Origin of the sequence: Clostridium formicaceticum (assembly GCF_001854185.1) — a bacterium.
In the GTDB taxonomy this organism is placed as follows: Bacteria; Bacillota; Clostridia; order Peptostreptococcales; family Natronincolaceae; genus Andreesenella; species Andreesenella formicacetica.
The window spans coordinates 540,654-566,913 of record NZ_CP017603.1; the positions used below are offsets into that span (position 1 = coordinate 540,654).

Annotated in this window: 25 protein-coding genes; 6 read left to right on the plus strand and 19 right to left on the minus strand. The window is 34.5% G+C overall.

Annotated features, from left to right (window positions below; genetic code table 11):
- Nucleotides 1-21: 21 nt before the first annotated feature.
- The 8 genes from BJL90_RS02405 to BJL90_RS02440 all read right to left on the minus strand — a co-directional run bounded on the left by BJL90_RS02405 (nt 22) and on the right by BJL90_RS02440 (nt 8,939).
- Complete coding sequence (locus BJL90_RS02405) at nt 22-480, minus strand: GNAT family N-acetyltransferase (protein WP_070963951.1); 459 nt, start codon at nt 478-480, stop codon at nt 22-24.
- Between the two features lie 87 nt (nt 481-567).
- Complete coding sequence (locus BJL90_RS02410) at nt 568-1,503, minus strand: DMT family transporter (RefSeq protein ID WP_070963953.1); 936 nt, start codon at nt 1,501-1,503, stop codon at nt 568-570.
- A gap of 129 nt (nt 1,504-1,632) precedes the next feature.
- Nucleotides 1,633-2,697, minus strand: a complete 1,065-nt coding sequence (locus tag BJL90_RS02415; RefSeq protein WP_070963955.1) for an anti-sigma factor domain-containing protein — start codon at nt 2,695-2,697, stop codon at nt 1,633-1,635.
- Entirely contained in the window at nt 2,687-3,427 is a 741-nt protein-coding gene (sigI, locus tag BJL90_RS02420; protein WP_070963957.1) for an RNA polymerase sigma-I factor, read from the minus strand. Before sigI ends, BJL90_RS02415 begins: the two co-directional genes overlap by 11 nt.
- Before the next feature lie 218 nt (nt 3,428-3,645).
- Nucleotides 3,646-4,803: a cation:proton antiporter gene (locus BJL90_RS02425; protein WP_070963958.1), complete on the minus strand. Its 1,158-nt coding sequence runs from the start codon at nt 4,801-4,803 to the stop codon at nt 3,646-3,648.
- Nucleotides 4,800-5,153: a hypothetical protein gene (locus tag BJL90_RS02430; RefSeq protein WP_070963960.1), complete on the minus strand. Its 354-nt coding sequence runs from the start codon at nt 5,151-5,153 to the stop codon at nt 4,800-4,802. The genes BJL90_RS02425 and BJL90_RS02430 overlap by 4 nt, the downstream gene beginning before the upstream one ends.
- Before the next feature lie 244 nt (nt 5,154-5,397).
- Nucleotides 5,398-7,455, minus strand: coding sequence for a methyl-accepting chemotaxis protein (locus BJL90_RS02435; RefSeq protein ID WP_070963962.1), 2,058 nt, complete (start codon nt 7,453-7,455; stop codon nt 5,398-5,400).
- A 671-nt stretch (nt 7,456-8,126) separates the two neighbouring features.
- Nucleotides 8,127-8,939 (minus strand): hypothetical protein, encoded by an 813-nt coding sequence (locus BJL90_RS02440; protein WP_070963964.1) that lies wholly within the window; start codon nt 8,937-8,939, stop codon nt 8,127-8,129.
- 268 nt (nt 8,940-9,207) lie between these two features.
- Between BJL90_RS02440 and BJL90_RS02445 the strand changes: the two genes are divergently transcribed.
- Both BJL90_RS02445 and BJL90_RS02450 read left to right on the plus strand, forming a co-directional pair.
- On the plus strand, nt 9,208-9,561 hold the full coding sequence (locus BJL90_RS02445) for a hypothetical protein (protein WP_070963966.1): 354 nt from the start codon (nt 9,208-9,210) through the stop codon (nt 9,559-9,561).
- 31 nt (nt 9,562-9,592) lie between these two features.
- Nucleotides 9,593-10,792, plus strand: coding sequence for a cation:proton antiporter (locus BJL90_RS02450; protein WP_070963967.1), 1,200 nt, complete (start codon nt 9,593-9,595; stop codon nt 10,790-10,792).
- Nucleotides 10,793-10,872: 80 nt separating this feature from the next.
- Here the strand turns inward: BJL90_RS02450 and BJL90_RS02455 are convergent, their stop codons facing one another.
- From BJL90_RS02455 to BJL90_RS02465, 3 genes are read right to left on the minus strand one after another with little or no spacing between them, the layout of a single operon-like run.
- The gene (locus BJL90_RS02455) at nt 10,873-11,607 is read right to left on the minus strand and encodes a permease (RefSeq protein WP_070963969.1); all 735 of its coding nucleotides are present in this window, start codon (nt 11,605-11,607) and stop codon (nt 10,873-10,875) included.
- A complete protein-coding gene (locus BJL90_RS02460; RefSeq protein WP_472235102.1) occupies nt 11,604-12,101 on the minus strand; it encodes a permease in 498 nt (165 codons plus the stop codon). The genes BJL90_RS02455 and BJL90_RS02460 overlap by 4 nt, the downstream gene beginning before the upstream one ends.
- Nucleotides 12,088-12,414, minus strand: coding sequence for a cupin domain-containing protein (locus tag BJL90_RS02465; RefSeq protein ID WP_070963973.1), 327 nt, complete (start codon nt 12,412-12,414; stop codon nt 12,088-12,090). Before BJL90_RS02465 ends, BJL90_RS02460 begins: the two co-directional genes overlap by 14 nt.
- A 94-nt stretch (nt 12,415-12,508) precedes the next feature.
- Here BJL90_RS02465 and BJL90_RS02470 point away from each other — a divergent pair, with 94 nt between their 5' ends.
- On the plus strand, nt 12,509-13,192 hold the full coding sequence (locus BJL90_RS02470; protein WP_070963975.1) for a Crp/Fnr family transcriptional regulator: 684 nt from the start codon (nt 12,509-12,511) through the stop codon (nt 13,190-13,192).
- 129 nt (nt 13,193-13,321) lie between these two features.
- Here BJL90_RS02470 and BJL90_RS02475 read toward each other — a convergent pair whose 3' ends face one another.
- Entirely contained in the window at nt 13,322-13,816 is a 495-nt protein-coding gene (locus BJL90_RS02475; protein ID WP_070963977.1) for a prolyl-tRNA synthetase associated domain-containing protein, read from the minus strand.
- A 471-nt stretch (nt 13,817-14,287) separates the two neighbouring features.
- Here BJL90_RS02475 and BJL90_RS02480 point away from each other — a divergent pair, with 471 nt between their 5' ends.
- Nucleotides 14,288-15,499 (plus strand): FprA family A-type flavoprotein, encoded by a 1,212-nt coding sequence (locus BJL90_RS02480; RefSeq protein ID WP_070963979.1) that lies wholly within the window; start codon nt 14,288-14,290, stop codon nt 15,497-15,499.
- A gap of 121 nt (nt 15,500-15,620) precedes the next feature.
- On the opposite strand, the gene nikE is transcribed toward BJL90_RS02480, so the two are convergent.
- The 7 genes from nikE to BJL90_RS02515 form a co-directional block, all read right to left on the minus strand.
- The gene (nikE, locus tag BJL90_RS02485; protein ID WP_070963980.1) at nt 15,621-16,616 is read right to left on the minus strand and encodes a nickel import ATP-binding protein NikE; all 996 of its coding nucleotides are present in this window, start codon (nt 16,614-16,616) and stop codon (nt 15,621-15,623) included.
- Nucleotides 16,603-17,598 (minus strand): ABC transporter ATP-binding protein, encoded by a 996-nt coding sequence (locus BJL90_RS02490; protein WP_070963982.1) that lies wholly within the window; start codon nt 17,596-17,598, stop codon nt 16,603-16,605. Before BJL90_RS02490 ends, nikE begins: the two co-directional genes overlap by 14 nt.
- A 14-nt stretch (nt 17,599-17,612) precedes the next feature.
- Nucleotides 17,613-18,446, minus strand: coding sequence for a nickel ABC transporter permease subunit NikC (gene nikC, locus BJL90_RS02495; RefSeq protein ID WP_070963984.1), 834 nt, complete (start codon nt 18,444-18,446; stop codon nt 17,613-17,615).
- Nucleotides 18,447-18,448: 2 nt separating this feature from the next.
- Entirely contained in the window at nt 18,449-19,384 is a 936-nt protein-coding gene (opp1B, locus tag BJL90_RS02500; RefSeq protein ID WP_070963985.1) for a nickel/cobalt ABC transporter permease, read from the minus strand.
- Between the two features lie 157 nt (nt 19,385-19,541).
- Nucleotides 19,542-21,167 carry a nickel ABC transporter substrate-binding protein gene (gene nikA, locus BJL90_RS02505; protein WP_070963986.1) on the minus strand — a complete coding sequence of 542 codons (1,626 nt, stop codon included), beginning with the start codon at nt 21,165-21,167 and terminating at the stop codon, nt 19,542-19,544.
- Nucleotides 21,168-21,713: 546 nt separating this feature from the next.
- Nucleotides 21,714-23,093: an MATE family efflux transporter gene (locus BJL90_RS02510; RefSeq protein ID WP_070963988.1), complete on the minus strand. Its 1,380-nt coding sequence runs from the start codon at nt 23,091-23,093 to the stop codon at nt 21,714-21,716.
- A gap of 183 nt (nt 23,094-23,276) precedes the next feature.
- A complete protein-coding gene (locus BJL90_RS02515; RefSeq protein ID WP_070963989.1) occupies nt 23,277-23,714 on the minus strand; it encodes a MarR family winged helix-turn-helix transcriptional regulator in 438 nt (145 codons plus the stop codon).
- A 374-nt stretch (nt 23,715-24,088) separates the two neighbouring features.
- Between BJL90_RS02515 and BJL90_RS02520 the strand changes: the two genes are divergently transcribed.
- Both BJL90_RS02520 and BJL90_RS02525 read left to right on the plus strand, forming a co-directional pair.
- Complete coding sequence (locus BJL90_RS02520) at nt 24,089-25,327, plus strand: ATP-binding protein (RefSeq protein WP_070963991.1); 1,239 nt, start codon at nt 24,089-24,091, stop codon at nt 25,325-25,327.
- 8 nt (nt 25,328-25,335) lie between these two features.
- Entirely contained in the window at nt 25,336-26,208 is an 873-nt protein-coding gene (locus BJL90_RS02525; RefSeq protein ID WP_236905010.1) for a response regulator, read from the plus strand.
- The last annotated feature ends 52 nt before the right edge of the window (nt 26,209-26,260 follow it).

Below are 26,260 nucleotides of genomic sequence, written 5' to 3' on the forward strand. Positions count from 1 at the left end.
AAACCTTCTCCTTTAGTTTCATTACTTTTCTATTTTGTAGATAAACTTCGGCACTTTTTTGTTTTCAGCTACAATTGAATCTACATCTCCTATATATTTTGCCCCCATCTTGCTATAAAATTCTTTTGCTTGAGGACTAGTTACTAAAGCAATCTCCTTAATACCATGACATCTACAAATAGATACCATATGTGTCCATAGTAACTTCCCATAGCCTTTTCCAATAAATGTTGGTTCAATATATAGAAACTCTAAAGATGTTTCAGTTTCAGTAGACAAAATACCATAAAAACCTATTATTTCCTTCCCTTCCACTATTGCATAGGTAGGATTGTCAATAATAAATTTCTCTGTTACTCTATAAAGGCGTTTAAAGTTTTTCATGAAGGTTGAGTCATAGCCCCAATAAGCCTCTGATCTTGCTGCAATATTGGTTAGCGCCTCTGACTCGAAAGCTTCTGCTCTTCGTATTTTTACCATGATGCTTCAATTCCTTTATCTTAGTTTTTCTTTTAAAATATAGTGTTATTTCCTACTTCTTTAATGTTGCAACATACCGAAGCCAGCTTACTGATACTGTACCTTTACTTTTTTACTATTGATCCAATCTCGAAAACCTACTGCATATAAAGCCGTAATCACAATAAATATCCCCAGTACTTTGTTTCTAGTCATTGGTTCACGAAGAATAAAGTAGCTTGTTATACCAGTGATAGCCGGACTAAGGTTTAAGTATAAAGATGCTACCTCTACACCTACCCTTTCCATGCCATAGATATAAAATAGATAGCCCAAGCCTGCACACACTACCCCTACAAAGACAAGGTTGAGCAGCAAAGAAGGCAATATCTCTACCTGTTGAAAAATCGGTAAAACTTTCGGGATATCTATTAAGGCAATGACAAAAAGAAGTAGTGTTCCTGCCGTACATTGTTTGCTTAATAAGTAAGTACTATCATATTTTTTTTGAAGTTCGTAGGTTTTGATGGTATAAGCAATCCAGCTGAATACTGAACATAGCATCAAGATACAACCTATCAAATCTGATGTATTTAAAGATGTACTATCGATATCCAGCACAAGAAACACCCCAAATATACCTGCTAAGATGCTTCCAAGCAAGAAGGGTTCCATTCTTTTTTTATACAGAATGGTATTTGTCAGCAGGGTAAAAATCGGGATCATAGCAGCCAGTAAAGATGCTAAAGATGCACTTATATAGTTTAGAGCCATACCTTGAAAGAAATAATAGACAGCAATTCCTAGAAATCCTGTGATAATCACTAATTTTTTATCTTCTTTCCTTATCTCCTGGAACTGTTTGCCTTTTTTTGATTTTATCTTAACAAGAACTGTAAGAAAGATAGAAGCAATGGCGAATCTTAAAAAAATTAATGTAAGAGTTGGTAGATGCTCTAATAAAAGCTTCATACTAACGTAGTTGATACTAAAAATAAATACTGCTGCTGCAACCGCTAAACTTCCAATGTTTTTTTGATTCATTGATGTCCTTCCCCCGCTTTCTATAGATGTTAATAACTTACAGCATTATTATACACTATCTAAAGCCTATTTGGTTAGTCTGATTTTACTTTTAAGACATGACCTCTCTGACAAAAAAACTCTAGAAAATTAGTCTCTAGAGTTTTTACCCTTATTTTCTTTTGTTTTTTCAGGTTTTTTACCTTCTCCAGGATGTTCTTCAAATACTGGGTGTTCTTTTTTCTTAATCACAGTTCCCTTTTCTTCCTGATCATTCGTGGGGGGGGTTAATTTTTGCTTTTCTTTTTGTCCCGCTGGAGGGACTTTTTCTTCTTTTTTAGTGCCGGGATGTTGGTCAAAGATTGGATGTTCCTTTAGTTTTCCATCCTGTTTTTCATTTTGTTCTTCTTCCTGCTTTTTATTTTGTTTCTTATCTTGTTCTTCATCTTGATTTTGAAGCTGTATTAATTCTTTAACCTTCATCTCTTTAACTTTCTTTTCCTCAGTTGTATCTACATCAATTTTACTATTGCTATATTCTTTAAAATTTTGATAAACTTGTAATTTTCCTACAGAAGTTTTTTCTTCTCGTGCTGTCATTAATAGATCTTCAGTAGCTTCTATTGTAATGACTTCTATCTTTTCTCCTTGTTTTAATGCCTCCAATTCTACTTTTTCTTTTGTAGCCTCAATCATTTTTCGGAATTTTTCTGTCTGAATTTCCTCTTCCTGTAAAAAGACCGTTGCTATTAACACATAGTTCTCCTGTTCTTTAAAAACGTATCCTTTTTCTCTCGTCTCCAGTAATAACAGTTGAAATGCTTCTTGAAAAGGCTTTTTCTCTAGGGCATCCAAAGATAATGTCTCCGCCTCTTTATTCACAGCAACAGCCTTCAAAACCCGGTTTTTATTGTTTACTTCCAATTGTATACTGGGGTTTATATCAATAGTGACTACTGCCATTAATTGATTGGCTGTATTCCAAGACTTAAGTCCATGGATAGAAGCTATGATCAAAAGAAGAACAGCTGCTGCCACCAAAGAAAAAGTACGAAGGTATTGATTTTTATGAAGGACAATTTCCTTTTCATAAAATTCAACTTCCATGCCCTCTTGTATATCTTTTCTTTTTTGTATTTCGTAAAAATTACACTTTTCTGTCATAACAACCATTGTTTCTTCTCTAAGTTCCATAACGCAACCTTTATGTTGCATCCATTTCACTCCCTTCGTCTATAGAAAGATAATGTTTAAGGGTATCCAAATTGCTATCTAATATAAATATCACTGCAATAATAAATTTTCTATTTCTTTGGATTACTTTCTTTGATACTTCTAAGTTTTTTACTATTTGTGTTATAGGTAAATTTTGCGTCCTAAGAAATTTTTCTTTCAATAGTTGATGCTCGTAAACATATCTTCCTATCTTGATGGCAGTGTTTTTCGTATCTCTGTGTTTAGGAGCACTTTTAATCAAGTCTTCTAAAGAAACGCCGAAGTCTTTCATTCTCTCTACTAATGTCGCCATATCTATTTTCAACTCAACTTGACTTTCAAATCCTTCTATTACAGCTACATCCTCTTGAACTTCTTCCCTATTTTCACTAAAAAGCTGTATTGTCCTTATTCTTTGAGAAGCCTTGTGCTCTTTTCTCCATTGATCGATTACTCTGCTTTTCATAACAAGAGATGCAAAAGCTAAAAAACTCCCTTTTTTTTCATCATATTTATCTATAGCTTCATTAAAAGCCATTAATCCAATACTAAAAATGTCATCATTTTCTAGCTCTATATATTTATGTACTTGATTACTTAAGGCTTTGGTAATGAAGGGAATGTATTCTTGAATTAATTGTTCCTTCGAATCTATATCTCCCTGCTGAATACTCCTTACCCGTTCCTCAATCGTCTTTTTCTTTTTAAACAGATCGAGAAATTTAGTCACACCCTCACCTCCCCATTAAAATATACGAAAAAAAACTAAATTTTTCGTCACCAGATGATAAAATCCATACATAAGTATACCATAAGCAAATCAACTTCGATCATGCTATTTTTTTTTCTTATTATAAAAGCACAAAAATAGCTTTTACTATAGACATGCGTAAAAACTACTTTTGTGTTCCATGTGAAAAATTGAATATTGAATTTATTAAAAAGTATCTATATTTCTCCTGCATTTTTTAATGCCTGTTTAAGCAGCAAGGGACCGACTATCTCGAAAAATATCACACCCGTCAACAAGATTCCAGTAATAATTCCACCTGAAGCAGGTAATTTTTGTTCAGCAATAATACTTAAACCGATAGCAACTCCCGCTTGTGGGGTTAAAGCCATGCCGATATTTTTTCTTATACGCATATTTAAAGATGTAAAATTAGAGAAAATAAAGCTGCCGCCTACCTTACCCAACAATCTTCCCCCTATATACCCTAATCCTACAATGCCAACACTACCAACTATAGATAAATCTAGTTTTGCACCTGCTAGGGTTAAGAACAAAACAAATATAGGTAATTCGATTCTTTCTAACGTAGAGGATAAAATAAGCTTTTTATTTGTAAGATTTACAATGGTAGCTCCCTTTACCATATTGATTAGTAGAGCGGATAAATTAAAATGATTAGCAATGCCGATATTTAACAAAATAAGTCCCAGAAGAAAAACTAAAAATTTATTATTATTTGGTTTTTTATTCATCATATAAGAAACAGATACTCCCCCTAAAGCACCCAAAATAATTGCTAGAGCAATTTCTATGGTCAAGAGGATGAATAGGGTAGTTCCTCCTAAATGCATGCTTTCTATTCCTTGTAACACTGCTATGACAATACCAAATACAAAGATACAGATAAGATTGTCAATGGCAACTAGTGCCAGAAGATTTTTTGTAAACTCCCCTCTCGCTCCATACTCTTTCACAATAGAAAATACCCCTGAAGGAGAGACCGTCATAGCTAAAACCCCTAATACAATAGCCAGCTGAAGCTGTAGCCCTAATAAGTAAGTAAAGATCGTTACTAATGAAAAAGTAATCAGTTCATCGCCTAAAGATACTAAAAATAATGTTTTGCCGAACTTTTTAAAAACCAGTCGATGTAATTCTGCTCCAATAGACAATGCCAATATTCCTAGGGCTACTTCATTTACAAATTGCATAGACTTAATGGTTTCCTTTGTAATGATATTTGTAAAAGATGGCCCCAACAATAGACCGAATAAAATATATCCTGTGACAGAAGGTAAATTAATTTTTGATGCAACCTTGCCTCCTACCAAGCCTATTAGCAAAATAATGCCTACGTACAAAGATGTATTCATGATTTATCACCACATCCTCCAGACGTAATCCCCTTTACAAAACTCACGGGTACGCAAAAAATAAATGCAGTATCTGCTTTTTGTATATCCCCCAAAGTTTTCTCCACCACTTTAACCGCCTTATCTCTGTCCTGCTGACAATGGACAACTGTAAAAATCGTCTTACTATGATTCCTATTATCTTCTTCTAAATCTGCAAACTGTGCAAAAAAAGGAATGTGATCTGCTATAATATGCCCCATGCCAGCACTATCTATAACCGTCGCTCCTTTTAATCCTTCCTCCATAAATCCATCTAGAATCTCTGTTAAATATTCTGTTTTATTCAAAACAATTACAACTAATTCCAATGCTATCTCTCCTTCTTCTTAAAATTTATAAAACCTTTTCTGTTGTAAGTATGCGTCTTTCTAGAGAAAATAAAATGAGACTTATTCCTATGTTTTTTTGATACACTTCTTATTTATAGTATAATCTATTTGCTTATTATTTGGCAAATACGCCTTTTATATATAGAACAAAACAACAAAACTATCTATTGGTGGCGAATATCTTACCTAGATAGTTTTGCTGTTTTATGTAAATTCTGTAAAATTAAACTTTAAATTTCAGTACAAGATGATTTAGCTCTTCAGCTAGGTTTGCTAAATTTTTACTGGCGTTGGCTACCTCCTGTACAGAAGCCGCCTGTTCTTCAGTGGCAGCTGCTACTTCTTCTGTACTGGCGGCATTTTCTTCAGCAATTGCTGCCATACTTTGGATAAGATCTATCATTTGAGTTTTTGCTCCTTCCATAGCTTGTCCCGACTGGTTTAATACAGTGATGACATCCTTTGTTTTCTCAATGGCCATAGCGATACCTTCAAATTTTTTCTCTGTCGTCATAACCTCTTCAGTTTGTGCCTGTGTTAGCCTAGCTACCTCCTCCACTGTGTGCACAGCATTTTCTGTTTTGTTTGTTAAATCTGTGATAATCGTAGTTATTTCTATCGTGAATTCAGTGGACTGCTCTGCTAATTTTCTAATTTCTTCTGCTACCACTGCAAATCCACGTCCTGACTCTCCTGCCCTAGCAGCTTCAATAGCAGCGTTTAGCGCTAAAAGATTTGTTTGTTCTGCAATGTTTTGAATCATATGGCTAACCATATCTATTTTCTCTGCGCTTTTATTTGCTCCAAGAATCACTTGATAGATTTCTTCTGTTGCTCTATTATTCATCTCTGTTTTTTGTATAAGTTCTTTTAATGTCACAAATCCTTCTTCTTCTAATCTTATCACCTCATTGGTTGATACATTTAGTTCCTTCATACAGTTTTGATTTTTCTCTACTAAATCCCCAATTTCTTCTACCCTCACAGCAGCACTCTCTGTATCCTGCGCCTGTTGGCTGCTGCTTCTCGCAATTTCTTCTATAGTTTTAGCTACTTCTTCTGCGGTCAACCCTGACTGTTGACTGGCTTGGGTTAAGCTTTCGGAGGCAACTGATAGTGTTCCTCCTGTTTCTATAATTTTTTCAAGCGTTACTTTAAAGTTATCTATAATTTTTTGAAAAGCATTAGACAATTGGCCTATTTCATCTTTTCTAGCCAATAAATGTGCTGGCAAATTTTCACTTAAATTTCCCTCAGCTATTTTGACTGCATAGCCAGTTGTTAAAGCAATAGGTATTACGATAGACCGAGCCACAAAAACACTAAGTGTTAAAATAATAACAAATAGAATTAAACCAAACAGCAAAATATACGTCATCAAATCCCTAGACTGGCTGTTTAGATCATCATAGTCTGCAGTGGCGACAAGATACCAATCCCAAGGTTCGAAATATCTAAAAGTAGCGATTTTTTCTACGCCTTCATATTCGTACTCTATTAGACCATTTTTTTCATTTACTATTTGTTTAGCAAAGTCGTGCATTAAAAGGTTCTCTCCCCTATTTGTAGGATGAAACAATAATTCTCCAGAGGAGTCCATAATATATATATGCCCTGAACTTCCTATAGAAACATCACTTATAATATTTTCAAAGGTTATATCTAGTTCTGGTACCCCTACATACAGCATACCTACTATGTCATTTGTTTGACTATACAGGGGCTGATAACCTGTAACATACCATTCCCCTAATACGTTTGCCCTTCCATAGTATCTTTCACCCTTCATAATTCTTTGATAAACAGGAGAATCACTTTTAATAGCAGTGCCTACAGCCCTTTTTCCGTCATCATGCCTAACATTCGTACTAATTCTAACAAATTCATTGTCGTGAAGTATAAAAATGGTTGTTGTTCCTTTTACCATAGCATACATTTCATCAACAAATGTTTCGTCTAAAGTTAGTAATTTATCTCCTGCGTACATTTTAGGTAACCTGTATCCTTCTACTTCCACATATTCTTCCTCGTAGATCCTTATTTCTCCCAAGTTGCTCAGAAATTTTTCAGTAGTATTTAGTATGCTAATCATTTGTTTTGTTAATAGATCATTTCTTTCATAGGAAACATTGTATGTAGATTCAATGGCTATACTGATTTTTTCTTCTACTTCTTTGTACAATGCATTCTGAGATTTATTTACAGCTAAAGTCCCTAATATACCTATACATAATACTACAATTACTAAATAGCTGATGGTTAACTTCTTTTTTAATCCCATGCTTATCCCCCTAGTCAATATGTTTTATCCCTACCATTTTACTTCTTCTTTTTTAGCATACCCCACACCACCCTTCTGAATATTGTTAAAAATTTGATAATTAAATATATCATCATTCTACTACATGCATAATTAATGCTTCAACCTTTTTATATACTTCTAAAAGTTTACGATTTTATAGATAACCAATTTTATACCTTAACAAAATATGCCTTCCTGCGGTTTCAGAAATGAACAATGTTAGCAATTCACTCCAGTGAAAAATCCTAAAATTTGCAAACTCGCTACCGCTCAAACATGCAAATTTCTTTATGGATTTTTCACTTACATGAATTGAACATTGTAGTCATTTCCTGCAAATGCATACGGTCTGCATTTTGTTAAGCTTTGTAGTTGGTTATCTATATAGATGTGCGCCCTTAAATTTTAATATACTAAGGGCTACATTTGCAGCCCACAGTTTTGGGGCGAAACTGTAGACCGTGTATATTAAAACTTAGTTTTAAAAGCCTATGTCTGTACTTAGAAGGCTTCTTTACATAAATAAATCCATCTGCTGTAAATACAACAGATGGATTTATTTATATAATTTTATCAAGCATTTTACTGGACTAAACCACCCCACTTCTATAAGTGGCCTTTGAATCAGGTGAAGGCGTTCACTTCATTTGTTACTTCTTAGTAACACTCGTCACTAATTCTTTTTCAACGTAAATGATGACATCATCTCCAACTTTGATTGTGGACAAATCTAAACTCTTCTTTACGGAAAAAATTTTATTATCACCATCTATACGCAACACTAAAATAGGATCAGTATCAGTATATTTAGCAATAAGTCGTCCTTCATATTTTTTAACCTCATTTGTTACCTTTATTTCTAAAATCTCCATTCTCCTTACCCTGACATCTACCTTCATATCTACCTTTATATCCTTCAATAACTTTTTCACCCCATCGATTTCAATAATAGCCTCGTCCTTCACAGAATAGAGAACTTCCTTATTGTCATGGAGCAGCACCACTTCTCTATCGCTATTGTTTATGGATTTAACGATGGCTTCCTTTATGGTTACCACTCTATCTTCTAAGTTTTCTCCATGAATTTCTACTATCGTGTTATTTTTGTCTAGTTTCAAAACGACCTCATCATTTTTTTGGAATGCTTCAAGACTACTACTTTTGCCATCTACTTTTATTTTAGCAGAATCAGATACTAATAAGTAAATATACGCTGTTCCATCTTTTATAGCAATCCGTCTGGTTTCTATATCAATACTCTCAATCTTTGTACGATACTCATCCTTAAGAAGTGCATCTTTCTTTTCCTCTGTAGGTTGCTCATCTTCTAAAAATCGTTTTTGAATTCCCGGCGGTAGTCCTCCTTTTTTTTCTAATCCCGGTGGAACAAATGCTCCTGCTGTAGCTATAGAGAAACTAAACAACATCAGTAACACCAATACACTTGCTAACTTTTTCTTCATGATTATTACCTCCTCAATATTTTCTATTATAGAATACGAAAATAATAAAAATTTTCAGTAACCATTTGGATAAAATTTCATTTTTTTTATATTTTTTTATAGCCTTTGCAATCAGTCTTTATAGCATGTTTATAAAATTTTCTAGTAATTTCTGTTAAGAGGGCACCATTCCTTCATAAGAGAATATAAGGTTAATAATCAGGTTTGAACAATAGCTGCATTTTGTATACAATGAAAGGTAGAAAAAAATTCTAGGAGGTGTTTTTTAATGCATGCATTATTTATCGTACTAAATAAAACAGAATATTTAGATGACATATTAACAGCGTTTGTAAATATCGGTATCACCGGGGCTACCATTATCGATAGCCAAGGTATGGCAAGTGCTTTGGTAGAAAATCATCACAATGATATCCCTATCATAGGTAGTTTAAGGAGCCTGGTGGACCGCTCGCGCCCCTACAATAAGACCATTTTTACCATCCTACAGGATAACAAAATGGTAGATCGAGCCATGGAAGCTGTTAATACAATTGTAGGCGGTATGAATAGTAAAGGAACTGGGGTAATGTTTACTGTTCCTGTCGGCAAAATATTAGGTATTGAAAATGTAAACAAGTAAATAGTAGATTGTATCGAGGAGGCGTATTTTTTTGAATGTTTTAGTAAAAATGAGTATTGTATTATTGATGGGAATTCTAGGTGGAAGACTAGCTAAGGTTTTGCATCTACCCTATGTGACAGGTTATTTGTTAGGAGGATTATTGATCGGTCCTTCCTTTACCAATGTTATCACTGACACAAATATCAAAGTTTTTTCTATTGTCAATGAAATAGCCCTGGCAGCTATTGCCTTTAATATCGGCAGTGAGTTTCTTATTGAAGAACTCATGAAGGTTGGAAAAAAAGTATTTATTGTCACATTAGCAGAGACAGCTGGTGCTGTCACCATCGTATTTTTTACCAGTTACTTTTTATTACATCAACCTTTTGAATTGAGTATCATACTAGCCTCTATAGCAGCCGCTACTGCACCTGCTGCCACAATGATGATTATTAAACAGTATAATACAAACGGTCCTTTGACCAAAACAATTCTGCCGGTAGTCGCTATTGATGATGCATTATGTGTGATGAGTTTTGGTATCGCGATGGCGCTAACAAAAATTTCTTTTGGACAAGGAGAAATGTCTTTTTTAAGAATGATTACCTTACCCTTTGTAGAAATTATTGGTTCTCTACTCTTAGGCTTTGCCATAGGCTTTATGTTAACATTTCTTGCTAATAAAACAAAGACGGAAGATGAACTACTAACATTTGTATTAGCTTTTATTCTAGCTGGAGGCGGTCTTGCCAACGTATTGCATCTATCTCCTATTCTAACCTGTATGATGATTGGTGCCACACTTACTAACCTTATGCAAAGTCATCGAAAGGTTTTTCATATTATAGGGAAGTTTACACCACCCATCTATTTGTTTTTCTTTACACTGGCGGGAGCCAGTCTTCATCTTGATGTTTTAGGAAAACTAGGTTTATTAGGAACAGCATATATCGTAGCAAGAGCCATAGGAAAAGTTGTTGGAGCAGGTTTAGGGGCGAAAATGATGGGTTATTCTGATACCATTGTAAAAAATTTAGGGTTTAGTTTGTTACCTCAAGCTGGTGTAGCCATTGGTTTAGCAATGATTGCCAAACAACAAGTGCCTCAGATAGGCAGTACCGTAAGCACTGTTATTTTAGGAGGAGTTTTTGTATTCGAGTTGATCGGTCCCATTATGGCAAAGTTTGCTTTAAGCAGGGCTGGAGAAATTCCTCCAACAAATGAGGCTTCTCAAGAGGTTATAAATTAAAAACTATATTTTTCAACTTAAAAACACCTTTCTTATTCAGTTTATAAGAAAGGTGTTTTTATAAGCATGTCACTATAGGTTTAGCCATGATGATAGCCTATGGCTTTTGCTGGACATTTTTCAATGATGCTATTGATGTTCTCGAGAACTTCGTCAGGAAGAGATTGTTGGGTAAATTCTATCCTATTCCCTATAGTCGTGAAATATTGTGGCAACATTTTTTCACATAAACCACAGTGAATACAGTACTCCCCTTTGACATTTATTTTATTTTTTTCCTTCTGTTTCAAATTTCCAACCATAGGAATTTCCGTTTTTTTCACTATCACTGTTATTATATAGGCCATGATTAATATAGATATTATTGTTAACACCCATCTTATCAGCATAAACTTTGAACCTAAAAATTTTGCTTCATTGGCAAGCATAGGAACTTTTATCACTGCCCAAGCACTTAGGATAATTACAACATTGGCAATGCTGGCACCCTTTTTTAATAACATTTTGCAGATAGGAAATGCCGCATAGATCGGTCCTGCTGAAAAGCTTCCTAAGATCAAGGAAAAGACGGCTCCTTTTACCCCTGATTTTTCTCCAAAGCTGTTGATGATCATATCCTTAGGCATCCATGCTTCTATAAGCGCCGTCAATATAAAAACAATCGGCATAATTTGAAACATCTCCTTAATATAGTAAAGGCTATTTCTTGATGAATCAATAGCTTTTACTGGAAGAAACAAAAGCAATGACAAATAAATCAATACTACTATGGATAATAATTTATTATTTCTTACGACTTTTATCATCTTCTTCATAAGATCACCCCCATAATAAGGGAAATAAATATCGCAAATAGAAAGCTTAAAATATTTCTAGTCAATGCAAATTTTAATCCAAATTCCTGCTTTTCTAATGAGAAGGTAACCAATCCCACCATCGTTAGCGTCGTTAAAAAAGCCACTGCTGGAACAATGCTCATCCCTATATCTACAAAGGAGCTTACTAAAGGAAAAGCTACAAAGGCTGGTATCAAAGTAATACTGCCGACAAAAGCAGAAATCATCGTCGCAAACAGTATATTGGTTTTGCTTAAAATATCCGTTACCCCCTCTGGAGGTATAAATGTCAGTATTAATCCTATAAGAAACAAAATTCCTATGATTTGGCCTATCATACGCTTCATCATATTGGCTGCCATTTTCATGGAGGTTAAAGTTTTTTCTTTGTCCTTGAACATAGAAATAACAAGTCCCACACCTGTAATAATCCAAAGGAAAATCATGAAGATATCCATATTATTTTTCTCCATAATCCTTAGGGTTTGGTGATTTCACTACGAAAAACTCCAATACCTCATCATCATCATTATTTACCCTCATCTTGACATTATAAGGAATATTAATGATCTGCCTCTCCTGATATTTTTGCAACTCCTGTTCTCCCAGTTGTAAACTCATAATGCCTTTAGTAATAATCATATACACATTAGAATTTGAAAAATGTTCTGGCAGTCCTGTTCCTTTGACAAGAATCATGTGATTTAGTACAAGGTTCTCATCATCAACAACCTTCTCAATAAGTTTTTCATTTTTTCCGTCAAATCCATAAACTTTTTCTAACATAATCATTCTCCTTTCAAAATCCTTTTTTATATATTATAATGTTTTTAAAATAACAAGGCAGTAACCATGGTTACTAATTTAAAGGAGTTTTATTATGAAAATAAAAAAGTATCTTCAACTGCTTACTTGCATAGACCTTTTTAAGAGTTTTACAAAAGAAGCATTATTAAAATTATTTTGTGAGGAGAATCATCAGATAAAGAAATATGAAAAAAATAGCATGATCTATCTTCAAAATGAAGTCTGTAATACTGTAGACGTTATATTGCGGGGAGAAATTGTTATTCAAAAGATTGATACAAATGGCAACATCCTGACTTTAACTAGCTTTCAAACCGGCGATATCATAGGCGGCAACTTATTGTTTTGTCATAACAATGTCTACCCTATGACAATTACCTCTAAAACTGATTGCATCTTGCTTCATATGGAAAAAGACTTTATTTTAGAATTATGCCAAAAAAACAAAGCGTTTTTAATAGCATTTCTTCATTGCATATGTGACAAAACCTTCATTCTTACAAATAAACTAAAGGCCATCACCATGAAAACGATAAAACAGCGTATTATTGAATTTTTAACCTATGAGTATTATTATCAGCAAAGTACTAAAATCCTATTAAATATGTCAAAAAAGGAACTAGCTGAAAGACTAGGTGTTCAGCGGCCCTCCCTCTCAAGGGAATTAAACAAAATGAGGGAAGACGGCCTAATCACCTATGACGCAAAATCTATTACCATCAAAAACCTAAATATTCTTGAACTAGCTAATGAGTGAACTCCTACAGCTAAAGCTGAACATCGGGGAATCAGATGGAGACTCTACTCCACCTGATTCAAAGCCCACTTATAGAAATGGGGGTCTTAACCCAGTAAAGTATTTGATGATAAGATAAAATTTATCTTCTTAAGGAATTTCTACAAACTGTACTTTATTGCCACACCATCTAAGGAATTTTTCCAGATCCTTATAGCGCATTGTAATACTAACAGTATTTATATTGGGGTGTAAAGTAACTTTTTCTTGTAAAGATAAGTCTTGATCTATTAATACTTCTACCTCTTTATTTTTATCATTGATTAATCCCATAGGAGACACTGCTCCTGGCTCTAAGCCTAAATGGGCTTCAAGTCTTTCGTCAGAGGCAAAACTTAATCTTGTACTTCCTATCTGCTTAGCTAGTGCCTTAGTATTGGCTTTCTTCGAGCTATCTACCAGCACTAAATAGTGTTTGTCCCCTTTAGAGTTACGTAAAAATAGATTTTTGAAATGAAGCACTTCTAAGTTCATCTCTAACGCCTCTATCGCTGCAATGGTGGCTACCGGGGCATGGGTATATCTTTCATAGGGAATATTCAATGCTTCTAAAACCGCATATACTTTTGATTCTTTTGTCTCCATCGTTTACAACACTCCTTTATCCTGTATAAAACTTATGCTTCTTCCTTCTATAGAAATCTCTTTCTCCTAAAACATTATGCCTAAGTAAGACAGCATATTTTTACTGGCTTCAAACTTAAGATAAGGCATTGTTTTATCTCCTTTATTCTTTCTTTAGATAGGCCATTCCAATACCGAAAAATCCGTATTATTGTTAATTTCGACCTAAAACTACAAATTCCTTTATAGATTTATGGAAGTGGGGGTCTTAACCCAGTAAAGTATTTGATAATAAGATAAAATGAGACTACAGTTTTCCCTAAAACCGTGAGCTGTAAATATAGCCCTTAGTATATGAAAATTCATAGACTATTTTTATATTTGCTGCTTAGAAAAAAATATTATTCAACTTCGTCTATAGATAGAAATAAGTTGGGTATATAGATAAAATAAGTTGATAAATAAAAAACAAACATTCTAGGAGGGATTGTAATGATTAATACTGTAGAAGTAACAAAAAATATTCATTATGTAGGGGTAAATGACAGAGAAACCCATCTGTTTGAAAATTTATGGCCATTAGATAAAGGGGTTTCTTATAATGCTTATTTAATTAATGACGACAAGGTTGCTGTCATTGATACAGTAAAAAATACAAAAATGGATGCATTTATGGATAAGATAGAAGGTATCATTGGAGATAAATCAGTAGACTATCTCATTATCAATCATATGGAGCCGGATCATTCAGGGGCTATTAAAGCCGTAAGAGAGAGATATCCTAACGTTATGTTGGTAGGTAATAAGAAGACCTTTGAATTTTTAGAAAATTTTTATGGCAAAATGGATAATTATTATATTATTGATGATGGAGATACCTTAGATCTAGGAGAACATCAGCTTAAATTTTACTTAACGCCTATGGTTCACTGGCCAGAAACCATGATGACCTATGAAGTCACAAATAAGGTATTGTTCTCAGCAGATGCCTTTGGTGGTTTTGGCACATTAGATGGGGGGATCTTCGACGATGAAGTGAATTTAGAATTTTATACAGATGAAATCAGACGTTACTATTCCAATATCGTTGGTAAATACGGCGCTATGGTACAAAAAGCTTTAAAAAAGTTAACAGAGGCTGCTATCGATATTAATGTTATCGCCCCTACCCATGGGCCAGTATGGAGAACCAATCCATCTTGCATTATTGACTATTATGATCGTTGGTCTAAGGCTGAAACACAGGAAGGTGTTGTCATCGTATATGGTTCTATGTATGGTAATACACAGAAAATGGCAGACTTTATTGCCAGAAAACTTTCTGAAAAGGGAATAAAGAATATCAGGATTTATGATGCCTCAAAAACCCATGTCTCTTACATCATAAGTGACATTTGGCGATTCAAAGGTGTCGTTTTAGGTAGTTGTGCCTACAATACTGGTTTGTTTCCTTCCATGGAAACAGTGGTACATAAAATCGAAAACTCTCAACTAAAAAATCGTTATCTTGGCATCTTTGGAACTGCTTCTTGGAGTGGCGGTGGTGTTTCTACCTTAAACCAATTTGCCGAAAAAATTAAATGGGAAAAAATTGGAGAGCCTGTAGAAGCTAAATCTTCTCCTAAAGCAGCGGAGTTTGAAATGTGTGAAAAAATAGCTGATGAATTAGCAAAAAAACTTATTGCAGAAAGAGAAACCCTCTAGAAGTCACAAAATAATATTAAGGATTGGGAAAAATCATCCCAATCCTTATTTTCTGTCGTAGAAGTAGGAAGCCACCCAGTGCTACATGTAGTAGTAGTTCACATTAGTATATGACGACATCCTATGAAATGTGATCTAGCTGCATTACTTCGCCTTCGCTGCCTTCACAGTGACAAGCTACTTTATGACCTTTTCCCACTATGCTCAAGGGAGGAACATGCTCATTACAGGTAACTGTACTTTTCTTACAACGTTCATTATACTTACAGCCGCAAGATACTTTTTTACTACTGACAACTTCATCAAAGGAAAAGTCTAAAACTTTCCCTTCTTGTGGATAAGGACTTAATACAGAGCTTAACAGCTTTTTACTATAAGGATGTCTCAACGCCGTTAAATCAGCAACATCTTCTATCGATTCTACAATTCTTCCTAAATACATTACTGCTACAGTATCTGCTATATAATCCACAGCTTCAATATCATGAGATATAAACAAATAGGATAAGTTAAATTCCTTTTTCAAATCAAGCAGCAGATTTAAAATTTGCGCCTGCACAGATACATCTAAGCTGCTGATAGCTTCATCTAAAACGATGAGTTTCGGCTTTAAAGCTATCGCTTTGGCTATACACACCCGTTGCAGTTGTCCCCCACTAAACTGATGGGGATATTTATGGATATCTTTATGGCTTAGACCTACTATTTCTAATAGCTCTAACACCTTTTTTTCTTCTTCTAAGGGACTTAAGTTTAAGTAATTTTTTATAGGTTCACTAATAATTTTTCCTATATTCTGTTTAGGGTTCACAGAACTATGGTAATCTTGAAAAACCACCTGTAGATCCCGTGTTAAGGCTTTTTGCTGTCTACGATTGGATTTATAAAAATTTTTTCCCTGAAACAAGACTTCTCCACTATTTGGTTTTTCCAAGCCTAGAATAATTTTTCCTAAGGTGCTTTTGCCACATCCGCTTTCTCCTACTAATCCTACACAGCTTCCTTCTTTAATGCTCAAACTAACATCCTTTACAGCTTCTGTCACCTTCCCTTTTCCCCATAGGCTATTGCCAGACTTGTACACTTTTGTAACCTCTCTGATCTCAAGCAAGCTCATTTAAAATCATCTCTTTTCTAGGGGCATATTTGGCACATCTTACTAAATGATTTTTTATTCCACCTACTTCTTCCATGGTGTATTCCTTACAAGCCGCTTCTGCTTCACTACACCTTTCCAAAAAAGGACATTGCTTACCTAAATTCAAAAGAGAAGGAGGCTGACCTTCTATGGGTTTTAAGCGCTTTTTATTCAACTGAAATCTTGAAGATAACAAACCACGGGTATAGGGATGGGCAGGATGTTTAAACAAATCCTCTACAGGAGCTTTTTCTACAATATATCCACAGTACATCACCGCTACTTCATCTGCCATTTGTGCAATCACCCCAAGGTCATGGGACACCAATAATACCCCTGTCTTATTATTTTTTACCAAACTTTTTAGCTGTCCCAAAATTTGATATTGTACCGTTACATCTAAGGCGGTGGTAGGTTCATCTGCAATTAGTACCTCAGGACGCATTGCAATGGCAATAGCAATCATGACTCTTTGCAACATGCCTCCACTTAATTGAAAAGGATATTGCTTCATGATTTTTTCTGCTTCAGGTAAACTTACTTTTTTTAGATTTTCTATAGCAATCTTCTTTGCTTCCTTTGCCGTCACTTTTGTATGATTCTGAATGGTATCCACAAAATGACTTCCAACCGTCCTTAGGGGGTCAAAAACACTCATAGGATTTTGCATAATCATAGCAATTTCTTTACCCCTTTGTTTTCTCATTTCCTCCTCAGAAAGAGAAAAAATGTTCTTTTCCTTTAATCGAACTTCACCCTTTGTCTGCCATTCTTTATTTTTGAGTAACTTTAATAAAGATAAAGACATGATGGATTTACCACAACCACTTTCTCCTACCAGCCCTAGAATTTTTCCTTTTTTAATTTCTAAATCAACACCATTCACCGCTCGAAGCATACCTTCTTGACTGGGAAGATATACCTGTAAATCCTCTACTTTTAAAACAACTTCTTCTTTCACTTTATCCTCTCCCCTTAGTAATTTTTTTCTTCAAGGACATCTCTTAAAGCATCTCCAATGAGGTTAAAAGAAATTACGGTCATAAGAATCATCATTCCAGGATACATCATCAAGGAAGGATTGCTTCTGATAAACTGCCTTCCATCATTTAACATAGCTCCCCACTCAGGATCAGGGGGTTGTACGCCTAGTCCTAAAAAAGAAAACCCTGAAATATGCAAAATGACCTTTCCTAAATCTAACGTGGCCAATACGATAATTTGCGGTAAAACATTGGGCAAGATATGTTCAAAAATAATTTTGAAATCGGAGCTTCCCGATACCTTTGCTGAAAGAATAAAGTTTTTTTCTTTAAAGCTTAACACCATTCCTCGAATCATTCTAGCATACCATACCCACTGAACAGCAATCATAGCAATCATAAGATTTTTTAACCCAGGCCCCAGCATGCCAATAATCACTAAGGTTAAAACTAGACTTGGAAAAGCCAAAATCATATCACATAGCCGCATGATTATACTATCTATATATCCTCCCTTATAGCCTGAAAAAGTTCCAACCATTACACTAATGATGATAGTGATCACCATGGTTATTACAGCGGTCCCTAAGGATACTTTTGTACCGTAAAGCAATCTTGATAGAATACATCTTCCTAAATGATCCGTACCTAAAGGAAAACTTTTACTAGGCTCCAGCAATTTATTGGTTAAATCCACTTCATTGGGATCATTAGGGGAAAGTATAGGGGCTAAAAAACTGAAAATCACCATCATTCCTATAATGAAGATACTGATAATTACCATTTTATTTTTAAATCGTTTAGGCATCTTTTCTTGTGTTATCATCTTTAATCCTCTCCCATTCTAATACGGGGATCTAAAATACCATAGAGGATATCCACCAGTAGGTTTGAAAATACAAATATAATTGCCATCAGTAATACATAGCACTGTATCACAGGATAATCCCGATTAAATATGGCAGAAATAATATACCTGCCAACGCCCGGCCATGCGAAAACATTTTCTACAATGACACTTCCTGCCAGCATATGCCCCATACTCATGCCAAAGGCTGTCACTACCGGAAGCATAGCATTTTTTAACACATGTCTTAGGATAATAAATCGTTCCTTCAAGCCTCTGGTTTTAGCATAAAGAACAAAATTTTCCCTTAAATTTTCTAAAATCGTGGTTCTTAGCAATCTTGTATAGGTAGCTACTGAACCCAAAGCCAAAGTTAAAGAGGGTAGGATCAGGTGTTGTATAGAACCTCTTCCCATTACTGGTAATAAATCTAGTTTCAAAGAAAAAAAGTAAATAAATAAAAGTCCTATCCAAAAGCTAGGCATAGATGCCCCAACAAAGACAAAAAACCTACTAATATTGTCGAAGACCGTATCTTTATAAAGTGCTGAAAAAATAGCCATAGGAATGCTGATGACAATGACTAATATTAAAGAAGTTACGGTTAATTGAATGGTTGCAGGAAAATAATAGAGTAATTCCTCTAATACCGGATTTCTTGTGACAAAAGACCTTCCAAAGTCTAGCTTTATAGCATTTCGTATCCAATCGATATATTGGCGATATAAAGGTTGATCTAGTCCTAACTCAGCTCTAGTCACAGCCACCGCTTCATCTGTTGGAGGGATTTGTGACATTCTTAAATAGACCTCCGCTGGATCAACAGGGACAAGTTGTACTAAAACAAAGGTTATGATAGAAATTCCTAATAAAATTGGAATCAAGCTTATGAGTCGTCTTAAAATGAAGTTTCTCATTTTTCCTCCCTATCAATACATCAGTTATTTTTAACCCTCTCCCAATAATATATAGATATACGCTTTTAAACTTAAGCTTTAATATCTAGGGGCTACACTTGTAGCCTCTAGTATATTAAAGTTCATAGCGTATATCTATACTAGGAGAGTTAAAGCATTATTTTATATCCATATTTGCAAAAGGAATTTCATATTTTGTCTCAAGGAATTCAACACCTGAAACATAATCATGATAAACGGCTAGATTGGTTAAATAAGAAATCGGTAAATAAACAGCCTGTTCATGCAAAGTTCCTAAAATATATTCATAAAGCGCTTGACGTTCTTCTTCATCAGTACTGATCAGGACTTCAGTAATTTTAGCATCAATTTCTTCCTTCATTGGCAAACCAATCTGTGCCTGGTAGTCTGCATGGGCAGGGGTTCTCATAGAACCTACAAAAGCATGTGGATCATAAGGTGCTCCCCAGTTGTCACCAAAGATTAAGTTGAAATTACCATCTTTTTGTCTTTGTAGATAAGAGGCTGTTTCTTCACCCACTAAATTTAACTTAATGCCTACTTTTTTTAAGTCTGCCTGTAGAATTTCTGCAATAGATTTTTGTGCAGTATCATCACTGTCAAAGCTTAAGTCTAGCTCCAATGCTTCCCCATTTTTTTCTCTAAACTCCTTACCTTCAATAAGTTTCCAACCCGCTTCATCTAAAAGCGTCTTGGCTTTTTCCACTTCATATTCATAAGGTACTAAGCCTAAATCACAGTAAGGAAAGTTTGGTGCAAATAGCGTATCTGCTTTTACCTCTGTTCCATAAAATACAGCATCAATCAGTGTTTGTTTGTCAAAGGCGTGTTGTATGGCTTGGCGTACTGCTAATTCCTTTGTAGCACCTTTATTAGAGTTAATCGCCAATAATCGTGTAGATAAAGGTTGAGAAATATCTGTTGTATATTTACCAGAATCTCTTAATTGCTTAAAGGAGTCTAAGCTAATTAAACCACTACCATAGATTAAATCAATTTCCTTTTTCTCAAAGGCCATTACCCTTGTTTCTCCATCAGGAATAATTTTAACAATGACCTTATCTACCTTTGGTTGTGTTCCCCAATAATACTCATTTCTTGTGAAAACAGCATACTCACCCTTCACTGCTTCGCTATATACCCAAGGTCCTGTACCAACAGCTTTTTCAATGCCTTCTGCCGTATTTCCATTTGATGGAAAACCAGCTTCTCCTAAAAATCTTAAGGGTCGAATTAATGCTAATTCCTGAAGCGCCGGATAATAAGGATTTTTAAACAAAATCTTAAGCGTATACTCATCTACTACTTCTGTATCAGCTATTTGGGCAATTAGGTCTAACCAATTATGTCTCTCAATGTTAGCCAATACTGCATCAAAGTTCTTTTTTGCTATAGCAGCATTAAATTCACTTCCATCAGAAAATTTAACCCCTTCACGTAGTTGAAAAGTATATTCTTTTCCATCAGGAGAAATTTCCCAATCTACTGCTAGTTGCGGTTCGATTTTTCCATCTTCACCATAGGTTACTAAAGCTTCGTATACCATATCTTGCGCAAACATTTGATTTGGCGAATAAGCATGAGGATTTAACTCTCCTAGATCCTGTGACCAAGAAACTATTAATACCTTTTCTCCAGAAGCAGTGTTTCTTTCTTGTCCTTTTCCACCAGCTGTCTCATTCTTGCCTCCACAACCCACCAGCAGCATAGAAGCTGTTAAAACCAAGCATAATAATAAAATATACCATTTTTGTTTTCTCATAAGTTGATGTGCACCTCTTTCTTTTGTATTGTTAAAGTTTCTTAAACATCTATTGATTATAGATGCGCGCTTCTAAAGTTAAATTTTAATATACACGGTCTACGGTTTCGCCCTAAAACCGTGGGCTGCAAATGTAGCCCTTAGTATATTAAAATTTAAGGGCACACATCTATACAAGGAGTTTATTATTGACTTTCTATCAATCCCCCTTAACTTATGTAAAATTTTAATAAAACAATTTAAAATCTACGTCTACTCTTTCGGCTAAATACTTTACTCCTTTAGTTGTTAAGTTTTTATCAGATGCTTTTGATAGATTTTGTGACAAACAAAAAACCATGAGACTAAAATAGAACCCTGACATTCTATTTTAACCTTCATGGTTAATAGCAAAGTATATTCATTCTATTCTGCTAGCTTATATCAGCAAATTGGCTTCATGCCATCTAAATTATGCTGTAGGGTCTTTAGCAGAATGATTCATTATGTTATATTACAATCAGTATAATATAATTGCAGAAATTTGTCAAATAATTAACTTGATTTTTAGTTGCTAAATCTTTCGTTGAAACCAAAGCTTGCCTCATGCTGTCTTCCTAGGTTTTTAAGCTCCACAATGATCCATATACCTGTCAGAATGGAAGAAAGTAAATCAGCTAAGGGTCCTGCCATTAGTACACCATCTAAGCCAAAAATTTTAGGTAAAATTAATAGGGCTGGAATTAAAAAGATTACTTGTCTTGATAAAGTTAAAAAAGCCGCTTGTTTTGGCTTTCCTATAGCTTGGAAATAACTGGCAGATACAACTTGAAATCCGATAATGGGCAAAAACACCATAAATATTTTTATTGCCCGTGTACCAAAAGCGATTAACTCTGCATCTTCACGATTAAAAAAAGCCACCATTTGCTCCGGGAACAATCTTGTTCCAACAAAGCCTATCATAACAATGATCGTTGCGCCTAAGATTCCTAGCTTTAAAGCCTCCTTTACCCTGTCGAATTTACAAGCCCCATAGTTGTAACCAATAATGGGTTGCACCCCTTGATTAATACCAAAGATAGGCATTAAAATCAATGTAATAATACTGGTTATTACCCCCATACCTGAGATAGCAACATCTCCTCCATAGGTGGTTAAAGCCCTATTCATCAATACATTTAGAAAGCTAGCTGCTATCTGCATAGCAAAAGGAGCTGATCCTAACGCTGCAATTTTATTTACAGTAGGTATGTGTAGTTTTAAGTTTGCAGCACGAATTTTTAATGTGCTTCTACCTCCAAGAAAATGATAAAGCACCCATACTGATGATACAGCTTGAGAGATAATCGTAGCTAACGCTGCTCCTCTTATGCCCCAGTTAAAAACAAAAATAAACAATGGATCCAATGCTGTATTAAGTAATGCTCCTATTAGCATGGTATACATAGCAATTTTAGGATTTCCTTCGGCACGTATAAAGTTGTTCATCCCAAAGCCAATAGATTGAAATACTGCACCCCATAATATAATCTGTAGATATTCTCTTGCATAAGGCAATACTGCCTCACTGGCCCCAAAAATCTTCAGTAGAGGTTCAAGGAAAATAGAACCTACTATAGATATGGCTAAAGATATACCAATCAATAAAACCAAAGCATTACCCAAAATTCGTTCTGCTTCTTCTTTTTTTCCTTCTCCTAGCTTGATAGAAATTAAGGCGTTGGCCCCCAAGCCTATCAACATACCACAGGCCATGATAAAAAGCATGATTGGAAATCCAATCGTTATTCCTGCAATACCCAAGGAACCTACACCATTCCCAATAAATATTCTATCCACCACATTATACAAAGCATTTACCAACATCCCTATGATGGCTGGAATAGAAAACTTTAACAACAATTTCAATACTTTTTCTTCACCTAATTGTTTTGATTGATCCATTACTTTCTCCTTTCATTCTTTAATAAAATGAGACTTAATTCATAAGTAGATGACCAAAATCTATGATTTTGTGTCAGTCACTTATACAGAGTGCAAGTTTGCACTTTAACTTTTGTAACAGTCACTTAGTTTGTTCACCTAGAAATGGGAGAGCAAGCACTATACCGCAGAATAAAATTTATGTTAATTGAAGTTATCAATGATTCTTATCAAAAAAAATCTTAGTTGTTCTATTTCTTCCTCTTGAAAGCCTTGCAGAGTTTTTCCCATCACTTTCTCACTAATTGCCTTGAACCGAGGCATGAATTCCTTGGATTTTTCAGTTAACTTAATGATATGAGAACGCCTATCAGCAAGATTTTCCTCTCTTACTACCCAATCATCCTTTATTAAACCATCAATGGTTCGCGTAACAGCAGGTCTTTCTACATTTAATCTTTCAGCTATTTGAGCAGGAGTAGTATCACTGCTCTCAATTTCTTCCTGAAATCTAAGATCCATCAAAACCCGCCACTGTGCTGAAGTAAGTTGATGTTCCTTCAATTTATCATTCAGCTCCCACTTGATTAAACGGGAAGTTTTACCTAATAAGCATCCCAAATTTCTTTCTCGCTTCCCCATTTGTTCCCTCCCTCGTCCTATTTAATTAACATGTTAACTATTAATATGATAACTACTTTTATAGGCTGCTGTCAATAGTTTTTTATGGTTTTCTCTTTAAAATAGAGAGTTTTAACCTAAATTGCCAAGAAGTCTCTCACTTCTGTAAGTGGTGAGATGAATTGGCAAGGTTTTGATTTTGTGTTAGACTATTAGGTGGTGATAGTTCACATGTGATAAAATATAGAAGTAAATCAATAAAAACAGATACTTTTTCCCCAAGGATTTTCTTGTATCCCTTCAACTTGTGTGGGAGATAATGATAGTAGACCTTAATTATTAAAATTCAAGTTCAAAAACACAAACATGTATAAATCACAACATTGGAGGACATTATGAAAAATTTTAAGAAGTATTTAATCTTTGCTCTAGCGGTGGCAGCCTTCGGTGAAATTTATTTTTATCCCTTTAATAGTACACTGCGATTTTCAGCCGCCATCATCCTACTAAATTTAATCCTCTTGGTCAATGAAAAAATTTCTCCATTCTTCACTTGTATCTTCTCAGGGGTCGCTGTGTTTTTGCAAAGAAGTTTGCTGGGGATGTTATTCTATTCCTTAACACCACAAGATGTTTTTTTCCTGCATAGTCCTTCTATCGTTTACTATATTGTCTATGGCATACTTGTCTCGCTTTTAAAGGTACAAAAAAACAAACACTGTCTCATAAAGACGATTATCTTTTTGGCCTTTAGTGATATACTAAGTAATACCGCTGAAATTCTCATCCGGCAGGATAAACTTCTTGCTCCCTTTCTCCAAATAGTAATTTTAGCAGGAATCACGCGAAGTGTGAGTGCTTATTTAGTTTTTCTTTTTTACAAAAAACAAGAACTCTCCTTGGTTACCCGAGAACATCGAAAAAAGTATGCACAATTAAACCTGCTGGTTTCTAGTATCCAAGCAGAAATGTTTTATTTAAAAAAATCTACCCGTGATATTGAGAACGTTATGAAAAAAAGCTATGCTCTTTACGAAGAGGCCAAAGGAGATAATGCTTTAAAAGAAAAAACCCTAAACATTGCCTTAGAAATTCACGAGATAAAAAAAGATTATTATAGGGTACTAAAGGGTTTCGAAAGTTTTTTAGCTAATTTCGAAGAAAATGGAAGCATGATGCTGACGGATATGTTTGCCATTATCCGTGAAAACACTTTGCGCTATTTAAAGGAAAACAATCTTTATATTTCTATTGCATTTCATCATGAAGATAATTTTCAAATACAAAAATATTATCATTTATTTACGATTTTAAACAATTTAATTATTAATGCCATAGATGCCTGTGAAGGGAAGGGTAAGATCCAAGTATTGCAAAAAAACCATCAAAATGATATTCTATTTCAGGTTATTGATAATGGAGGAGGTATTGAAGAGGAGATTCTTCCTTATATTTTTAATCCAGGATTTACTACAAAGTATGATGAAAAAAGTGGGACCCCTTCTACAGGAATTGGTTTATCTCATGTAAAAAGCATGGTAGATGAATTAAAGGGACAAATAAACGTGATTTATGAAGTAGAAGAAGGAACGATTTTTGAAATTGTAATACCAAAACAAATACTGATTGGGTGATGCTGATGATGAATACTTTTTTGATTATTGATGATGACGTTAGTGTAAGAAAAATGCTAGGATACTTAATTGTGAAAAACAACTTAGGTAAAGTAGTAGAAGAGCTTGGTAGTGGAGAACATGCACCAGAGGAAATTATCTTTTATCAACCTGATATTGTCCTCATTGACTTTCTCCTGCCACAAAAAGATGGGGTTGAAATTATACAATCCTGTCGGTCCCTTGGATATAAAGGAAAATTTATTATGATCTCTCAGGTAGATAATGATAACATGATTGCAAAGGCTTATGAAAGTGGAGTCATTTTCTTTATACATAAGCCGATTAATAAAATTGAAGCCATAAATGTCATAAAGGGTGTCTGTCAAAACCTCCAATTAGAAAGGTCTGTGGCAATGATTAAAGATGCAGTCTTTCATATCGAACAGGAAAAACAGGTCAATGGTCAAGAAAATTGGAGACAACAAATCACACCTATTTTTACGGACATAGGAATTATTGCAGAATCAGGATATGAGGATTTAACAAAGCTCATTGGAGAAATTATTTCCTTGAAGAAGAAAAACAAATCCTCTAATTATCAACTACAGGATATCTATATACAAATAGCTGAGGAGGAAAGTCTTCTTCATAATACAACGATTCATGCAAGGACAATCGAGCAAAGGATTAGACGAACAATTTTAAAAGCCTTACAAAACATTGCTGCATTAGGCAATGATGATTATTACAATAATAAGTTTGTAGAATATAGTAGTGTTTTATTTGATTTCAAACAAGTAAAACAAGAAATTAAACATATCAATAATCCTAAAGAGGATAGAGGAAAAATCAACGTTAAAAAATTTGTAGAAGGGATTGTTTCTAAATTGAATTTTTAGAATAATGATGGATTTATTTCATGTTTTGCAAGTGTATTAAACATCTAAAATT

What these genes read in the sequence shown, in the direction of transcription:
- BJL90_RS02405 (WP_070963951.1), bottom strand. Translation starts at nt 480, where the DNA reads ATGGTAAAAATACGAAGAGCAGAAGCTTTCGAGTCAGAGGCGCTAACC.
- BJL90_RS02410 (WP_070963953.1), bottom strand. Translation starts at nt 1,503, where the DNA reads ATGAATCAAAAAAACATTGGAAGTTTAGCGGTTGCAGCAGCAGTATTT.
- BJL90_RS02415 (WP_070963955.1), bottom strand. Translation starts at nt 2,697, where the DNA reads ATGCAACATAAAGGTTGCGTTATGGAACTTAGAGAAGAAACAATGGTT.
- BJL90_RS02425 (WP_070963958.1), bottom strand. Translation starts at nt 4,803, where the DNA reads ATGAATACATCTTTGTACGTAGGCATTATTTTGCTAATAGGCTTGGTA.
- BJL90_RS02435 (WP_070963962.1), bottom strand. Translation starts at nt 7,455, where the DNA reads ATGGGATTAAAAAAGAAGTTAACCATCAGCTATTTAGTAATTGTAGTA.
- BJL90_RS02440 (WP_070963964.1), bottom strand. Translation starts at nt 8,939, where the DNA reads ATGAAGAAAAAGTTAGCAAGTGTATTGGTGTTACTGATGTTGTTTAGT.
- BJL90_RS02445 (WP_070963966.1), top strand. Translation starts at nt 9,208, where the DNA reads ATGCATGCATTATTTATCGTACTAAATAAAACAGAATATTTAGATGAC.
- BJL90_RS02455 (WP_070963969.1), bottom strand. Translation starts at nt 11,607, where the DNA reads ATGAAGAAGATGATAAAAGTCGTAAGAAATAATAAATTATTATCCATA.
- BJL90_RS02460 (WP_472235102.1), bottom strand. Translation starts at nt 12,101, where the DNA reads ATGGAGAAAAATAATATGGATATCTTCATGATTTTCCTTTGGATTATT.
- BJL90_RS02465 (WP_070963973.1), bottom strand. Translation starts at nt 12,414, where the DNA reads ATGTTAGAAAAAGTTTATGGATTTGACGGAAAAAATGAAAAACTTATT.
- BJL90_RS02470 (WP_070963975.1), top strand. Translation starts at nt 12,509, where the DNA reads ATGAAAATAAAAAAGTATCTTCAACTGCTTACTTGCATAGACCTTTTT.
- BJL90_RS02475 (WP_070963977.1), bottom strand. Translation starts at nt 13,816, where the DNA reads ATGGAGACAAAAGAATCAAAAGTATATGCGGTTTTAGAAGCATTGAAT.
- BJL90_RS02480 (WP_070963979.1), top strand. Translation starts at nt 14,288, where the DNA reads ATGATTAATACTGTAGAAGTAACAAAAAATATTCATTATGTAGGGGTA.
- nikE (WP_070963980.1), bottom strand. Translation starts at nt 16,616, where the DNA reads ATGAGCTTGCTTGAGATCAGAGAGGTTACAAAAGTGTACAAGTCTGGC.
- nikC (WP_070963984.1), bottom strand. Translation starts at nt 18,446, where the DNA reads ATGATAACACAAGAAAAGATGCCTAAACGATTTAAAAATAAAATGGTA.
- opp1B (WP_070963985.1), bottom strand. Translation starts at nt 19,384, where the DNA reads ATGAGAAACTTCATTTTAAGACGACTCATAAGCTTGATTCCAATTTTA.
- nikA (WP_070963986.1), bottom strand. Translation starts at nt 21,167, where the DNA reads ATGAGAAAACAAAAATGGTATATTTTATTATTATGCTTGGTTTTAACA.
- BJL90_RS02510 (WP_070963988.1), bottom strand. Translation starts at nt 23,093, where the DNA reads ATGGATCAATCAAAACAATTAGGTGAAGAAAAAGTATTGAAATTGTTG.
- BJL90_RS02515 (WP_070963989.1), bottom strand. Translation starts at nt 23,714, where the DNA reads ATGGGGAAGCGAGAAAGAAATTTGGGATGCTTATTAGGTAAAACTTCC.
- BJL90_RS02520 (WP_070963991.1), top strand. Translation starts at nt 24,089, where the DNA reads ATGAAAAATTTTAAGAAGTATTTAATCTTTGCTCTAGCGGTGGCAGCC.
- BJL90_RS02525 (WP_236905010.1), top strand. Translation starts at nt 25,336, where the DNA reads ATGAATACTTTTTTGATTATTGATGATGACGTTAGTGTAAGAAAAATG.